Origin of the sequence: Paenibacillus sp. FSL H7-0735, assembly GCF_038008505.1 — a bacterium.
Taxonomy (GTDB): Bacteria; Bacillota; Bacilli; order Paenibacillales; family Paenibacillaceae; genus Paenibacillus_AQ; species Paenibacillus_AQ odorifer.
Window position 1 is genome coordinate 747,028 of record NZ_JBBOZH010000002.1, and the last position, 15,517, is coordinate 762,544.

The 15,517-nt window shown below is 45.2% G+C and carries 16 protein-coding genes; 4 read left to right on the forward strand and 12 right to left on the reverse strand.

Going from position 1 to position 15,517, the window contains the following annotated elements:
• Nucleotides 1–77: 77 nt before the first annotated feature.
• From NSS82_RS30910 to yyaC, 4 genes are all read right to left on the reverse strand, one after another.
• Nucleotides 78–938, reverse strand: a complete 861-nt coding sequence (locus NSS82_RS30910; RefSeq protein WP_235219441.1) for a PhzF family phenazine biosynthesis protein — start codon at nucleotides 936–938, stop codon at nucleotides 78–80.
• Nucleotides 896–1,567, reverse strand: a complete 672-nt coding sequence (locus tag NSS82_RS30915; protein ID WP_036680197.1) for a DUF6483 family protein — start codon at nucleotides 1,565–1,567, stop codon at nucleotides 896–898. Before NSS82_RS30915 ends, NSS82_RS30910 begins: the two co-directional genes overlap by 43 nt.
• Nucleotides 1,568–1,761: 194 nt before the next feature.
• Complete coding sequence (locus tag NSS82_RS30920) at nucleotides 1,762–2,568, reverse strand: alpha/beta fold hydrolase (protein WP_036680199.1); 807 nt, start codon at nucleotides 2,566–2,568, stop codon at nucleotides 1,762–1,764.
• A gap of 108 nt (nucleotides 2,569–2,676) precedes the next feature.
• Nucleotides 2,677–3,201, reverse strand: coding sequence for a spore protease YyaC (gene yyaC, locus NSS82_RS30925; RefSeq protein WP_036680201.1), 525 nt, complete (start codon nucleotides 3,199–3,201; stop codon nucleotides 2,677–2,679).
• A gap of 144 nt (nucleotides 3,202–3,345) precedes the next feature.
• Between yyaC and NSS82_RS30930 the strand changes: the two genes are divergently transcribed.
• Nucleotides 3,346–3,570 (forward strand): DUF1128 domain-containing protein, encoded by a 225-nt coding sequence (locus NSS82_RS30930; protein WP_036680203.1) that lies wholly within the window; start codon nucleotides 3,346–3,348, stop codon nucleotides 3,568–3,570.
• 130 nt (nucleotides 3,571–3,700) lie between these two features.
• Here the strand turns inward: NSS82_RS30930 and NSS82_RS30935 are convergent, their stop codons facing one another.
• From NSS82_RS30935 to NSS82_RS30950, 4 genes are all read right to left on the reverse strand, one after another.
• Nucleotides 3,701–4,705 carry an asparaginase gene (locus tag NSS82_RS30935; RefSeq protein WP_036680204.1) on the reverse strand — a complete coding sequence of 335 codons (1,005 nt, stop codon included), beginning with the start codon at nucleotides 4,703–4,705 and terminating at the stop codon, nucleotides 3,701–3,703.
• A 308-nt stretch (nucleotides 4,706–5,013) separates the two neighbouring features.
• On the reverse strand, nucleotides 5,014–5,850 hold the full coding sequence (locus NSS82_RS30940) for a sugar ABC transporter permease (protein ID WP_036680210.1): 837 nt from the start codon (nucleotides 5,848–5,850) through the stop codon (nucleotides 5,014–5,016).
• A complete protein-coding gene (locus NSS82_RS30945) occupies nucleotides 5,847–7,154 on the reverse strand; it encodes a sugar ABC transporter permease (protein ID WP_076104195.1) in 1,308 nt (435 codons plus the stop codon). The genes NSS82_RS30940 and NSS82_RS30945 overlap by 4 nt, the downstream gene beginning before the upstream one ends.
• A gap of 18 nt (nucleotides 7,155–7,172) precedes the next feature.
• The gene (locus tag NSS82_RS30950; protein ID WP_076104194.1) at nucleotides 7,173–8,519 is read right to left on the reverse strand and encodes a sugar ABC transporter substrate-binding protein; all 1,347 of its coding nucleotides are present in this window, start codon (nucleotides 8,517–8,519) and stop codon (nucleotides 7,173–7,175) included.
• A 447-nt stretch (nucleotides 8,520–8,966) separates the two neighbouring features.
• Here NSS82_RS30950 and NSS82_RS30955 point away from each other — a divergent pair, with 447 nt between their 5' ends.
• The 3 genes from NSS82_RS30955 to NSS82_RS30965 all read left to right on the forward strand — a co-directional run bounded on the left by NSS82_RS30955 (nucleotide 8,967) and on the right by NSS82_RS30965 (nucleotide 11,965).
• Nucleotides 8,967–10,733 carry a glycoside hydrolase family 13 protein gene (locus tag NSS82_RS30955; protein WP_305953667.1) on the forward strand — a complete coding sequence of 589 codons (1,767 nt, stop codon included), beginning with the start codon at nucleotides 8,967–8,969 and terminating at the stop codon, nucleotides 10,731–10,733.
• A gap of 253 nt (nucleotides 10,734–10,986) precedes the next feature.
• Nucleotides 10,987–11,484 (forward strand): YtxH domain-containing protein, encoded by a 498-nt coding sequence (locus tag NSS82_RS30960; protein WP_038573324.1) that lies wholly within the window; start codon nucleotides 10,987–10,989, stop codon nucleotides 11,482–11,484.
• Nucleotides 11,485–11,632: 148 nt separating this feature from the next.
• Nucleotides 11,633–11,965, forward strand: a complete 333-nt coding sequence (locus tag NSS82_RS30965; RefSeq protein ID WP_036680215.1) for a DUF5665 domain-containing protein — start codon at nucleotides 11,633–11,635, stop codon at nucleotides 11,963–11,965.
• A 185-nt stretch (nucleotides 11,966–12,150) separates the two neighbouring features.
• Here the strand turns inward: NSS82_RS30965 and NSS82_RS30970 are convergent, their stop codons facing one another.
• From NSS82_RS30970 to NSS82_RS30985, 4 genes are all read right to left on the reverse strand, one after another.
• Nucleotides 12,151–12,921, reverse strand: coding sequence for a sigma-70 family RNA polymerase sigma factor (locus NSS82_RS30970; protein ID WP_036680216.1), 771 nt, complete (start codon nucleotides 12,919–12,921; stop codon nucleotides 12,151–12,153).
• Complete coding sequence (gene rsbW / locus NSS82_RS30975; protein WP_036680217.1) at nucleotides 12,918–13,373, reverse strand: anti-sigma B factor RsbW; 456 nt, start codon at nucleotides 13,371–13,373, stop codon at nucleotides 12,918–12,920. The genes NSS82_RS30970 and rsbW overlap by 4 nt, the downstream gene beginning before the upstream one ends.
• 18 nt (nucleotides 13,374–13,391) lie before the next feature.
• Entirely contained in the window at nucleotides 13,392–13,730 is a 339-nt protein-coding gene (locus NSS82_RS30980; protein WP_036680220.1) for an STAS domain-containing protein, read from the reverse strand.
• Nucleotides 13,731–13,826: 96 nt separating this feature from the next.
• A complete protein-coding gene (locus NSS82_RS30985) occupies nucleotides 13,827–15,497 on the reverse strand; it encodes a response regulator (RefSeq protein ID WP_036680222.1) in 1,671 nt (556 codons plus the stop codon).
• Nucleotides 15,498–15,517 lie beyond the last annotated feature (20 nt).

The window sequence follows — 15,517 nt, forward strand, 5'->3', positions numbered from 1 at the left end:
GATTAAAAATGGAGAATCTATGTCTCCTAACCATCATCGTTCATTATATCACGTGTTAACAAGGGTCGTTCCTTGTTCTAGCAGGGCTTAACATGCAGCTCTCCACTAACTATAGTTAATGCTCGCCCAGACATCTTAATCTGGTCTTTACTTACCTCTAACTGAAGCAAACCTCCACGTTTCGAAGCTTGATAAGCGGTCAACTGCGTACGATTGAGTCTATCCGCCCAAAAAGGTGCCAGTGCAGTATGCGCTGAGCCTGTTACCGGATCCTCATTCACTCCTACCTTCGGCGCAAAAAAACGTGATACACAATCAATACCTTCGATAGAGCTTTCTGCGGTAACCGCGAAGCCTCTCCCTTCAAGCCCGGATAAAGCTCCGAAGTCAGGGCTGAGTTCGCGAACCCGTGCTTCCTGATCCAGTCGTACAAGCACATTGTCAGCATATCGCATAGTTTCCACCACATTCGCTTCTGCAATACCAAGCGCTGCTGCGAGACCTGAAATTACAGGAGAGGGTTGAAGCTGATAAGGCGGGAAGTACAGTGAGATCAAATCTCCTGAACGAGAAGCTCTGAGCAACCCACTGCGTGTATAGAACCTTGCTTCCATATCAGGAGCTAGCAGTCCCCTCTCCCATAATACATGTGCACTTGCTAGAGTCCCATGACCACATAGCTTGACCTCAACTTTAGGTGTAAACCAGCGCAGGCGATATCCATCTTCCTCTGGCCAGAGAAAAGCTGTCTCTGACAAGTTCATTTCCGCTGCTGTCTTCTGCATATAACCTTCATCGACGGGATGCTCCAGTAAACATACCGCCGCAGGGTTGCCTGAATAAGCCTGTTCTGCAAAAGCATCGATAATATATAAAGGGATATTCATCGTATTCATCAGGTTCCTGATTCCTTTCGTATCGCTGTTATCCTGCCCCACTCTTTTAACCCCTGCTCTACTTCCTCCAGAGGAAGAGTACCTTGTTCCAATTCTGCAGATGATTTGAGCAGCAGTCGATTGTATAGCTTATCCCCTTCTATTACAACATTTTCTCCCTGCTCCCACAGCCGGTAGAGGCTGTCCTCCGCTTTACTATATCGCCCTACCGACTCCATATACTCCATCAGTAGCCGCTCCGTTTTAGCCGGGAGCCGATAGGCCTGCACATCCTGCAAGAGTTCATCCATTTCCTGAGTCATATGCAGCAGCTCCCGGTCTGCACCGTGAAGATCCGCGTACAAATATAAATGTAAGGCTCTCATACTTCTAAATAATGCTGCATCCTTATCGCCATTTGCGGCATAAATACTGCCTTCTTCCTTCAGCAGTTTGGCCAGACCTTGAAGCTTATCGGACTCAACCACACCGCCAAAACGAAACATATCTATGATATCTTCTACAGATAGTGAATTTAAAAGACGTGAATTCAGCGGAAAATGCCGGTTCAACAGCTCATCGATTTCCCATAAAGCTTCTGTCGTCTTCCGTTCCTGCTTTAGAGTAAGTACCTTGGCAACCATCGCCGTCATATCTTCGATCATCCGGACAATATAGTCTCTTCGAAACATGCACATCCTCCTTTTCCGTACTGTGGTAGCAAAAACTGCAGGACTCATACCACTTAAATTATTCTATTGATTTATCTTAAACCATTGCCGAATTCTATGCCAGTTAAGGAGAATACCAGATAATTAGATAGCCCTAAAAGAAAGAGGCAGCACACGCCAGAATGGCGCCGTGCTGCCTCTTTGTAGAAGATTTTTTATACGCGGCTATTATCTAAAACGGAAGCCTGGACAAAATCCTTAATGATCTCGGCTAACCGTTCAGGAGCTTCAAAAAGACTCATGTGGCCTGCACCCGATATCGTTGCTTGCGTTACATTTGGCTTATCCGCAGTAAAGGTTCGTTCAGCAGGAATCAATCCATCCTGCTCGCCAGCAACAAGCAATACCGGCAACGTAGTGGCCGTAATTACATCCCGTCGATCTGGACGCTCACGCATCGCCAGTGCAGCTCCTGCCGCTCCTTGTGGAGGCGTTTTGTAGCCGATTTCTTTAGCGCGCTCCAGCAGCTGTGGGGATGCAGAAGCGGTTGCTTCAGCAAACAAGCCTGGTACGAAGCTGTCTACGAAAGGAGTAATCCCTTCATTTTGAATCGCGCTGACACTCTTCAGTCGTTTTTCCTTAGCTTCTTCACTATCTGGATAAGCAGTAGAATGAATTAATCCAAAGCCTTTCAATCGAGAAGCATAACGCTGAGCAAACGATAGCGTAATATATCCGCCAAGCGAATGACCAAGCATGATGCATTCAGCAATCTCCAGCGAATCTAACAGACCCAGAACATCATCTGCCATTTGTTCAATACTATAAGGTCCTAGTGGAGCTTCCGAAGCTCCGTGACCACGTAAATCGGGAGCAATCACTCGGTAGCCGCTGCTTAAGACAGGAATGACTTGTTCCCAATATTCAGCGCTTCCACAAAAGCCATGCAGCAATACAATAACTTCGCCTTTCCCCTGATCACTGTAGCATATATTGCTTCCGTCACAACGAACTCTTTCCATGGCTGCTTCCCTCTTTCTAGAATACTAAGATAATGTGTCTAATATCTATTATTAAGCAAAACAGCCCGCCTTGAAACGGACAGCTTATTTTTAAGTGCCCAATGGGTACTACTGGAGTCCGAATCCTTTTGCTGCCGCTATAGCGATATGTTCTGCCATAACCATCACTCTATGCAGTGGAGTAGTCTGCAGCGTCCGATAAGGTTTCGGGCCATTCATATCTACAACGGCCGCCAAACTATAGTGACCTACGGCTGGAAGATTTGCCCCCACCGATTGTGCAGGCAGCAGTGGCTCACTCGAAACGAAGTAATATCCAAGCGCGATCGGAGGGCCCAGACAAGCATCTACTGCAACTACAATATGCCCGGAGGGAATCTCAGCCACTCTGGCCACCAAATTATCTGCATCGCAAGGAGAAGGCAACGTACCGATTACATGTCGGAAGCCATGTTCCACAAGTTTGCTGCCCGTCAACGGACCGAGTGCATCTCCTGTAGATCGATCTGTTCCGATACAAAGAAACGTGACTTCCTCAGCGGGATGCAGAGCAGCTATTTCCATGAAAAAGGACACCAGTCCAGCATCGTCCATTTTAATGCGTTTTCCGCTTCCCTGTTCTCTGATTGCCAATACATTTGCTCCCTTCGATGATATTTTTTGATCTCATGCCTTTAATTTAACATGATTTCAGTGAACCCGACAAAAAAATGGTGGTCAAGCTGCCAAACATGGTAAAATACATGAATCAGTATACAGAGAGGATGTTTTAACCTAATGGATTTAACAAAGCCTAGTCAGGAAAATGTTGAGTATATGATCGAGGCTATCAAAAACAAATTAAAAATGGCCAGTGCTGCGGCGATGCAAGCCTCCGCTTTTTCAGTAGATCATTATGAAGATATCTATGATGTATATGAGGTAGCCATGGGCAGCGACAGACTGAGTATTTCTCAGGTGGAAGCACTCGTCTCCGAACTCGGCCGTCTACGTCATAAATAATAGTTCTCCCTATACAAGAAGAAACGATGTTGCCGTCCTTTAAAGATGACCACCGCTTCTCGTAGAAAAAAGCCCTTCGCTGCGTATCCAGAAGATGGATTCGTAGTCGAAGGGCTCTTTTTATATGATCCTACTTTATGAAATTAAGCTTGAACTCGGTATCCGCATGGCCTACTCGTGTACCCCCGTCATTGTAAATCACGCCTGAAAATGCATTGCGCAGCTTTTCCAAGGTATTTTTCTGACTATAACCAATTTGGTTTAAAATTCCCTGTACAATAAGTCCCCACTCTTCTTCCGACCCATCCAGAATCTTGAAGGCAATCCCCAGTCGCTCACGGCGTAAACCGAAGCAATACACACCCTTAAATCCACCTTTAGCAATAATATTATCATCTTCCAAAAGAATAGAATCAAGGCGACCAGATCCAGAAACCATCTCCGGATAAGCATTCATTGCCGTTGTAATAGTAGTAACCGCTTTGCGAGTAGCTTCATCTGCAATCAAATCCGGATTGGCTAATTTCAAATAGGCTGTCGCCAAGGCGGTCAGAGGCAGAGCAAATACCGGAAGTCCACATCCGTCCGTACCTAAACCGATGCTGTCTGGGGCCACACCAGCCATATAAGCAATGGTGTCGATAATCTCACGCTGCACCGTTTGCTCCGGCTGTGAGTATTCTTCAAGCGGCAAACCTTTGAGCTTACTGTAAGCTAAGATGCCCATGTGCTTGCCCGCACAGTTATGATAGAACTTTCTTTTGCCCGCACCACGAATGGCGTTCTCCCTGCTGGAATAATCCAGCGGGTAACTCGTTGCACAGATCATTTGTTGCTCATCGATGCCAATCTTGGAGGATATGCTCTCTAGCGCAGCAACATGGTAGCTCTCTCCCCGATGAGAGGCGGTCATCAGGGCAACCTCTGCGGGAGTAAAGCCGTAATGCTCCACGATCCCCCCACGTACGCCTGGAATAGCCTGAAGGGGTTTAGCAGCTGAACGGGTGAACGATACAAATTCCGGGTCACCTGCATACCCCATTAAATTTCCATTCTCTCCTACGATGGCAATATGCCCACTATGGACACATTCCAGCAAATCCGCCCGATACTCTCGTACTAATACGGTTTCCAAAATATCTCTCCTCTTTTCTCTAGATGCTCTATAACTCACAAGGACTTATTAGTATTCACATTTAATAAATGCTAGAAAATAACCCCGTGCTCCGGGGATTTTTGAGTACTCCACAAACTCCCTTAAGTGTTGGTTCCATGAGGAATTCTACTCCTATTTTCATTATTCTTCAATCCTGTCCACACCAAGAAGATTATAGAAACCGGATAAAATATAAAAAACCGCTTCCTTCTCAGAAGCTTAATCTCTGAGTAGAAAGCGGTTTTTATCGAATTCAGCGTAGCTTCACAAGGGTAGCGCAGTTCGCCTTATCCTTTGCTTGCACCTGCGGTGAGGCCATCCACCAAGAAACGCTGTAGGAAAATGAACAGCAGCGTGACTGGGAGAGCGACCAATACCGCTCCGGCAGCGAACAACGTAAACTCGGTTGAGTTGCTCTGGTTCACCATCCGGTAAAGCCCAACGGCGAGCGTTCTTGTATCCTCCGTGCGCAATACAAGGTCGGCGAATATAAAATCCACAAAGCAGCCGTTGAAAATCATAAGGCTGGCATAGGTGAGCATCGGCTTAGATAACGGGATCATGATAGAAAGGAATACTTTCATATGGCTCGCCCCATCCATTCGCGCAGCATCTTCCAAGCTTTTAGGAATCGTATCAAAAAAACCTTTAGCCACAAAAACATTCGTGATAATAGCGCCGCTGCTGTATACGAGCACAAGTGCCCAATGAGAATTCAGTAGCCCAAGTGTGTTCAGCAGCACGTAAACTGCAATCATAGCCATAAATCCCGGAAACATCTGCAGAACTAGGAGCGCGGTTAGTGTAGTTTTTCTGCCCGTAAATCGATAACGAGAAATGGCGTACGAAGTCAGCAGCAGCAAAAAGGTGCCGAGCAGCGTAGACAACGCCGCAATCTTTAGCGTATTCATGAACCATAACAAATATTTAGTTTGCTCAAACAGTTCCTTGTAATGAACAAAGGTAAAATTCTTAGGAATCAATGAGTCACTGAACAAACTGTTTCCTGTTTTGAACGAAGACATAATAATCCAGAAGGCTGGGAAAAGACTAATAAAACTGAGCACAATCAGCAATAAATGGCTTCCAAACGTTTTTAACGCTTCCGTCAGTCTTAGCTTCATGCAATCATATCCTCCTCTTTAAAGGATCGCGTCCGCCGGTAGCTCCAGATGGAGAATGTCGCGACCATCAGGAAGATGACAATCCCGATGACAGAAGCAAAGCTATACTGCGACTGGTTCAGCGCCAGTTTATAAAGCCAAGTCACCAGCAAGTCAGTGTGGCCCGCGTACTGGTAGTTGGGATTAACCGGTTCTCCGTTAGTCATTAGATAAATGACATTAAAGCTGTTAATGTTGCCGGCAAACTGCATAATCAGGATAGGTGCGGTTGCGAACAATACCATGGGCAGCGTAATCATGCGGAATTTATAAAATGACCCAGCACCGTCTACTTCTGCCGCTTCATACATATCCTTCGGAATTGTTGTCAGCACCCCGAAGGCCAGAATCATGGTCACCGGAATGCCGATCCACATATTAGCCAGAATTACAGTGACCTTAGCCCAGAAAGGATTGGTTAGCCAGGCCACACCCTCCAGTCCCAAGGCTCTTAAATAACTATTGATCGGTCCGAATTGATTATTGAACATATTGCGCATGACGAGCAGAGAAATCATATTGGGAATAGCGAACGGAACGATCAGAAGTGTGCGCCAAAGCTTTTTGCAACGGACACGGGGCTGGTGAATAAGTACTGCAATGAGCACACCTCCAATGTAAGTCGTCGCAGTAGCAATAACCGCCCAGATCAAGGTCCAAGTCAGCACTCCACCGAAGGTGGAACTCCAGACATCCAGACTAAGCATTTTATTAAAATTACCGAAACCCACCCAGTCTACCAGATGTGCTGGCGGTAAAATCGGGTCGGCATAGTTCGTAAACGCCAGTAGCACCGAAAAAACAAGTGGTAATATCGTCAGAAAAACCACAGCCACAAAGGGAATCGCGAGGACAAGATAGGCAAAATTCCTCCGCCCCATAGCTCTGAGCGATTCAGCGAATGAATGAATGGGCTCTTTCCGGTCCCGTGCAGCTCCAACTAGGAATGCATCTCTGATGTTCAATAAATGAAATGCTGTATAAAAGAGCAGCGCCAGCAATGCCATTAGACCATTGATCATCATAAAAATGGAGTGGTCGCCTTCCACCATCCGGGTTAATTTGCCTACCTTGACCATACGGCTTGGAAATTCCCCAAGCGTAATTAAGCCATGCAAATGACCCATCAGATCATGAGCAATATAGAAGATTCCAGCAGACCCTACCAGCAGGAATACCAATCCTTTCAGCCACTGCCGGTTGTAGAACTGGCCCAGTCCCGGAATAATAGCCGAGAGTAGCGCTGCGCCTGTTTTTTTCCTCATGGTTAAATCACCTGCCCTTTACTTCGACTCCAGATCGGCCTGAATCGTGGTTACAGTCTGATCCAGCGTCTGTTTAACATCAAGATTCGAGTCGTTCCACAGGGACACAAACGCTGCTTTTAGGGGTTCCCAGACGGATTTGATTTCTGAAACGGAAGGCATTGGAACGGAATTTTGGAATTGCTCGAAGAATCCGCCAATAATAGGGTCATCTTTGATTTCCGGCGCTTCTCCAGCCTCTATACTCGCAGGAATCGCTCCCGTCATCTCAAAGTTCTTAAGCTGGTTCTCCTTGTTGCTTGCAAAATGTGCGAACAAACGGCCTGCGACCGGATATTCCGTATATGAGTTAACATAATACGATTTGACACCGGAGAAAGAAAGACTGTCTTGACCGTCAGGTCCCTTTGGAAGAGGAGCCACACCCAGGTTAACATTTTCCTTAAACGCCGCTATGGACCATGGCCCATCGATATTCATCGCCAGCTTACCTTCTTGGAATAATTGGGTTTTCACGTCATAAGTGATATCTCCTGCATTCAAAGGCAGAATTTTTTTGAGGCTCTGCAGAAACGTAAATCCTTTGATAGTGCCCTCATTGTTCAATCCAATATCCTTGAAATTCGTATTGTTGTCTCCGTAAATATATCCGCCGAAGCTGCCAATAAACGGATAGCTGTAATATCCGACGAATTCCCACATGATTGCGAATTTGTTTTCCTTCGGATTGTTGTACGTATCTGCAAAAGCAATCACATCATCCCACGTTTTAGGAGCCTCAGGAATCAGATCCTTGTTGTAGAACAGCGCATAGGTTTCCACCGATTTAGGATAACCGTAAAGAATGCCATCATAAGACGATGCCTGAACGGCTGTTGCCACCATCGTTGATTTGGTTTCTTCCTCAAAAACATCATTTGGCAAAAGCAGCCCTGCTTTTACGGCTTGCCCGATCTGGTCATGGGGCAGAGTCAACACATCTGCAGCAAGTTTAGACGGACCATCCGTCGCCAGTCTTGCGCCTTGATCGCCACCCGCCATTTCCTCAACCGTGACGGGAACACCATATTCTTTTTCGAAATCAGCAGCTACCTGCTTCATGTATTCAAGCTGCTCCTTGGCTTCCCAGACCATAAGTTTGGCCCCTGCTTCTGGCTTCATTTCCTCATCAGTGGTTTTCTCTTCGGTATTTGTCTCATTTGTGGTTCCCCCCGGCTCGTTCACTGCGGAATTCGGACTCGAATTCGGCTTTGATGCGGAGTTCCCATTGCCAGAACCGCATGCGGTGACCGTCAAAGTTAACAGCAGGCATAGGACTAAACTAAATGTTACCGCTTGCATTTTGGAACGTTTACTCTTCTTCATTTGCTCATCTCCCCTTCGATCATGAGTGATTAAACCTAACCCGCATTGAAAAAAAGCATATAAAAAAAGGTACAACCTCATTTGCACAAAGTGCCGAGGTTGTACCTTTGCAGGTAACAGTGCCTTTAATTTGAATGCGTGTTATGAAAAATCAAGTTCGTTCGCCCTCATTCTATAATATCCATAATTTTGATTGCAATCAGGGTATAAGTCCAAACAAGACGGTTTAACAAAGTTTATCTTATCTTTTCTCTTATTTTCTCTTTATTCCTACCACATACTAAATATTCCATATTGTAAATTATTGTGAAATAACCTCTTGCTTTGCTCTTGAGGGTTATGGTAAGATGCAGACAAATTTAAAGGCAATGAAACCGCCAAGGGTTCAACCTCTGAAAATCATGAGGTTGGCCCTTTTTTGCGTTTACATGCCCGAAGGGATGGAAAATGAGTATGATTCAACCGGAAGCCGTTTATCACCGTATGGGACAAAATTGGTCATATGCCTACGATGAGTCTACACTTCATATTCGCCTAAGAACTAAGCGGGACAACGTATCACAGATCGACCTTTTCTGTGGAGATAAATTTGGCTGGGACAAAACGCATGAGGTCATTCCAATGCAGCGCCTCGCTTCTGACGGCTTGTTCGATTACTGGCAAGCCTCCGTCCGTCCTGTTTACCGCAGACTCGCGTATTACTTTGCGCTTTATAACAAAGACGAAGTTCTTTATTTTTTGGAAAAAGGATTTTATCCAGAGCCACCTGCTGTTGTATATGAGGGTCTGTTCGACTTTCCATTTTTGAATCGTGAAGATGTGCACTCCCCTCCATCTTGGGTGAAAGATGCAGTATTTTATCAAATATTCCCGGAGCGTTTCGCGAATGGTGATCCCACCAACGATCCGACAGATGTACTCGAATGGGGCGGCACACCGAGTCCTCGGAATTTCTTCGGAGGAGACTTGCAGGGTGTACTAGATCATTTGGATTATCTCTGTGAATTGGGCATCAATGCTATATATTTTAATCCTCTATTTGCGGCAACCACCAATCATAAATACGATACAGAAGATTATTACTTGGTCGATCCTCATTTTGGCACCAACACATTGCTGAAAGAGCTTGTGGACTCCTGTCATTCCAAAGGCATCCGTGTCATCCTGGACGGTGTCTTTAATCATTGCGGCCATACCTTCCCGCCGTTTGTTGATCTGCTCGCGAACGGGCAATCTTCGCGTTATGCCGATTGGTTCCATGTACGCGAGTGGCCGCCACAGGTCATCGACGGAATTCCCACCTATGACACATTTGCATTCGAGCCTATCATGCCTAAATTCAACACTGAGAATCCTGAAGTCATAGAATATCTACTGAATGCAGGCCGCTATTGGATCGAGGAAATCGGTATAGACGGCTGGCGGCTTGATGTCGCAAATGAAGTCTCCCATTCGTTCTGGCGGCAATTCCGCAGTACGATCAAAAGCGTTAATCCAGAGGCCTATCTCGTAGGAGAAATCATGCATGATTCCTTGCCGTGGCTGCTTGGCGATCAGTTTGACGCCGTTATGAATTACCCGCTAACGAATATTCAAATTAATTTTTTCGCCCACGGACAGATCAATGCTGCACAATTCTCTCAGTCGATTGCTACTATGCTAGCGAATTATCCGCAACAAATTACGGAAGCCGCCTTTAATCTGCTAGACAGCCATGATACAGTTCGTTTCCTGACACTTTGTGGCGGTGACATCAGGAAGTTAAAGCTGGCCGTTTTGTTCCAGATGACCTTTCAGGGAGCACCCTGTATTTATTATGGCGATGAAATCGGCATGGATGGCGGATACGACCCGGACAACCGAAAATGCATGGAGTGGGACTCCCAGAAACAGAATCAAGAATTGCTCGAATACTATCGCTGGACGATCAGCCTTCGTAAATCTCATCCCGCATTCCGGAGCAGTGGATTTAAAGCGCTGGAGATTCCGGGTTATCCAAAGCTGCTTGTATATGAGCGGTGGGACAAACAAAGCCGATTCATAATCGTATTGAATAATGAAGATGTTATGGCCGATGTCATCATTCCTGTAACCGGGGCAGACATGATATGGGTAAACCTAAAGACGCAGAAGCGGACTGAATCCTCCACATCCCAGCTGTATCTGAATCTGCCTGAATTCGGCTATGCGGTACTCCAAGCCGTTAATGATTAATCCGTAACATTCTAAATTCAATCGTAGAAGGATGGAGACATATGCTGCATATCACAGCCTGTCTTCGCCCTTCTTTTTGCGCATAAACAAATGTTGATAAAGCCTCAAAAACGCGGTTTATATGACCTAAAGCCATCTAGGTTACCGTATCCTCCCTTAACCTCCCGTAATCTCCCCCTTGCTCTTCAACTGTTTCAGCCCATACGCCAAAGTTTATATACGAAGTAAGATAAATTATAAGGAGTGATTGGTGATGAGTAACGTAGAACATGAAGTAGAGAACGGAAGCAGCTTATTAAAAGGTATCTTTATTGGTAGCTTAATTGGTGCCGCAGCAGCCCTGCTATTTGCACCAAAGCCTGGCCGTGAAATGCGCAGTGATCTGTCAGATAAACTTTCTCTAGCTACAGACAAGACCAAAGAAGTTGCTGGTGCCGTAACTGACAAAACCAAAGCTATTGCGACAACAGTTGGCGAAAAAGCAACCGATTTGGCTAGTACGGTATCAGATAAAGCCTCTGATATCTATACCACTGTCAGTGACAGCAAACAACAGATTGCCGCCACTCTTCAAGAGGCTGGAAGTAAAATTGGTGACACTGTAAGTGAAGCCTCAAGCAATGTAAGCTCGGATGTTAAAGACGCCTCTAAAGACGTAGCTGATGAAGCCAAAGCATCCTCTAAAGAGGTTGCCAATCAGGCTAAGGATGCGAAAGAGGATGTAAAATCCTCCTATAAATCCAATTACTAATCTGCGGCATCATACAGCTATCACTTTAACAAACAACAGCCAGCTGACCGCAGCTGGCTGTTGTTTAGTTATACCTTTATTCACATCAGCAGATACAACTAGACATTTAATTAATGCCCGTTCGGGCTATAGAAAGCAGGGATGGCGCATGGCAGATTCAAATAACCAAACAAAACCTTATGAAATTGATGAACATCCTTTCGAGTTGCGACATGAAGTGAAACGCTTAAACAGTCGTCTTGATAAGATCGCTCACTCACTGGAAAAATCAGAATTCAAGGACATTCTCGACAACTATTCAGATCCGAAAAAAAGAATCATCACAAACCTGATGGCCGGTATATCTCGGGGACTTGGACTATCTCTCGGAACATTTGTAGTCCTTGGTTTATTAGGCTACATTCTTAGTCTTTTTCTTAATGTTCCAGTAATCGGAGAGTATCTTGGCGAAATTAAAAAATACATTGATGCTAATAGCTAACCGCAAGACTATCGATCTATTCCCCAACGACCGCTTCCCCCGCTTGTCCGTCTAATCCTCTAGGTTGGACGGACAAGCGGGGGAATAAGTCTACAACAGTATACAAATAAAGGACATGCGGGTCTCCAGTCAGCGGAGAGAGGCATGTCCTTATCGTCGAAAATGTATACTACCCATACAGGAACTCAATAGGAAGAGTTGGCCATAATCTGCTTTAACTTCTCAGTGGCCCGCTTCTGTATGCGTGAAACGCTCATCTGTGATACCCCCAGCTTCTGGGCGATCGCCCGCTGGGATTGTCCATCTTGAAACGCTAACAGCAGCACCTGCTGCTCCTGTTCCTTCAATTGACCTAGTGCTTGTTGTAAATCCATACGTTTCTCTACGGTCTCGTAATCATTTGCGTCAGAGCTGATCAGCTCGCCTAGTGTAGCTCCTGTCTCCTCTTGAGAAAGGGGCGAGTCTAGGGAGACGTAATGATAACATTCTCTGCCCGCCAGTACTTCTACAGTTTCTTCAACAGACAAATCAAGATAATGAGCAATCTCATCCACCGCAGGCGAACGTTCCAGCTTCACTGTTAGTTCGTCAATCGCATGTTGAACAAGTGCTCCCTTTTCTTTAATCCGTCTAGGTACCTGTATGTACCAAGATTTATCACGTAGGAAATTCTTCATATGTCCAATCATGCTTTTCATCGCATAGGGCTCAAAAGGGATTCCAAGGCTAATATCATATTGCTGTAATAACCGGATGAGCGCCATTTGCCCGACCTGATATAAATCCTCATACAAGTCGGGGCGGTTGCGAGAAATTTTTCCAGCAGCCATTTTTACCATAGGCTCATATTTCTGTATCAGCACTGTTGCGCGTTCATTATCCTTAGTCTGCTGATATTCCCAAATTTGGGTGACTGCTTCATTCATGGACTCGGGGGGAGTCACCTTATCACTCATACCTTTTCCTCGCTAAAGTTAAGGTGCTTCTTCAAAGTTACTACCGTCCCTCTTCCGGCCTCACTTACGACGCTCACGTCATCCATCAACGCTTGCATTAAGTAGAACCCTAAACCGCCGACCTGAACGTCACTCAACTCTTTATCATGCAGTGTCATACGCTCACTGGACGAGTCTTCCAAACCGTCAAAGCTCTCCCCCTCGTCTTTGACTGTAATGGATAAGGCACTTTCACCCACCTCAAAGATTACATCAACCATTCCGTCTTGTTGTCCATAGGCGTACAATACTGAATTGTTACACGCCTCTGATACAGCTACCTTCATATCTTCAATATCTTCGTAGGTGAAGCCCATTTTTGAAGCAATACCATATAAATTTAACCTAACAATATCCACATACTCTGCGCTAGCCGGCAGCTGAAGAATTACTTTTTGCACATCATCACTCATTCTTTGTTCTATCCTTTCCTAGTGGGAATTCTCTTGGGAGGCAAAAAACTTGGTAATACCAGTCATGTCAAACAGCTTCTGAATTTGGGGAGGAACATCCTCAACCATAAACTTAACGTCCATACCTTGTCTTGATTTCAGGATCGAAAGTAGAATACCAATACCCGTGCTATCGATGTATTTTAATTCTTTAAGATTTATTACTAAATCATGCTTCGTATCACCTACAAGCGGCTCCATTACCAAACGGAAATCGGAAGCAACGGATAGATCAAGTTCACCATTCAGGAAAACCGTACATACATTTTCTTTTGTCTCTGTCTTAGCGTGAAACTTATTACTTTTATGCGTGTTCATAGACGATCTCTCCTGATAAATATTTTCTATATTAATAACCTCATAGTCCTACCTTTGAAACAAATAACATTAAAATATAAACTAGTAAATCTTGGGTTACGCCTGAAAAATAGATGTATCTGGTTCAACCATCCGATTATCGCTGCTAGAATACCGAGAGATAATCTGCTTAATACTGCTCATCTTAAGTGGCTTGCTGATATAGTCATCCATTCCTGAGGCTTTACAGCGATTCTGAATGCCATCCATGACATTCGCAGTCATTGCAATAATAATAGTCTTCTCAGCCGCCGGACCGCCTTCTCGACGGATTTGGGCGGTTGCCTCCAGGCCATCCATTACTGGCATTTGGAGATCCATAAAGATAAAATCATAGGGCTGCTTAAGCGCCATTTGCACAGCCTGTTTCCCGTCCTCAGCCATATCAGCTTCATAGCCGAGCTTATCTAGCATGCTAACCATCAGACGCTGATTGATAGGATGGTCATCTACAACAAGAATTCGGCTTCTGCTCTCCTGATTAAGAAGAAGATGAGGCGATTCCTCTTCTTGATAACCTCCTGTCAAATCTTCTCCAGGTACGGATGCTTGAATCGTAAAAATAAAGGTAGCTCCTTTTTGCTCCATGGATTCTACCCGTATTTCTCCGCCCATCATGCCTACAAGGGATTTACATATGGCTAAACCAAGCCCTGTCCCCCCGTATTTCCGTGTCATTGAAGAATCCAGCTGTGAGAACGGTTGGAATAATCGGTCGCATTTCTCTGGAGAAATACCAATCCCTGTATCCATGACCGTAAACTCGACTTCTACCTTGTGCCCAGATGTTTCTTTGATGGAAGCGACTAAATAGACACCGCCCTGATTTGTAAATTTAACTGCGTTAGCAATCAGATTAATTAATACTTGGCGTAGACGAGCCATATCTCCATATAAAAGTCTAGGCAACTTCTGATCGATAAAATAAGCGAGCTCCAGGTTCTTTTTTCCCGCTTCCACCGAAAAGAGGCTGAACACCTCTTGAATACATGTGCGAAGTTCGAACAGCTGCTCTTCGATTTCCATTTTACCGGATTCCATTTTGGTGAAATCAAGAATATCGTTTATAACCGTAATCAACGTGTCTGCACTTTTCCGAATGATCTCGGAATACTCCTTCTGCTCAGGAGCAAGGTCAGTCTCCATTAATAAATCAATCATACCCACTACGCCATTCATTGGTGTACGAATCTCATGACTCATCATAGCCAGAAATTCCGACTTCGCTTTGGAGGCGATCTCCGCCTCTTCCTTAGCCTTTACGAGCTCACTATTTATGATTTCCAGCTCTTTCGTCTTTTGCTGCAGCAGCATGGTCTGAGTCTGATGTTTTTTGCTCGTAATATACATCTCGACAAAACCTTGTATCTTAGACTTCAGAATTTGTGGAATGAAGGGTTTAACCATATAATCAATAGCCCCTGCAGAATAGCCCGCGAATAAATGCTCCGCTTCCTTACTATTCGCAGAGATAAAGATAATCGGAATTTCCTTTGTTTTTTCTCTGGCTTTAATCAACTTTGCGGTCTCGATCCCATCCATACCTGGCATCTGCACGTCCAGTACGATGACAGCAAAATCATACCTTAACAAACACCGCAGCGCTTCTTCGCCGGAGGTGGCTTTGACTAGCTCATAATGCTGGCTTTCAAGTACCGCCTCCAGCGCCAGCAGATTTTCAGGACGGTCATCTACTAGTAGTATATGAATTGGTTCTTGAAACCCCATAGGACCACCCTCCTTCATGC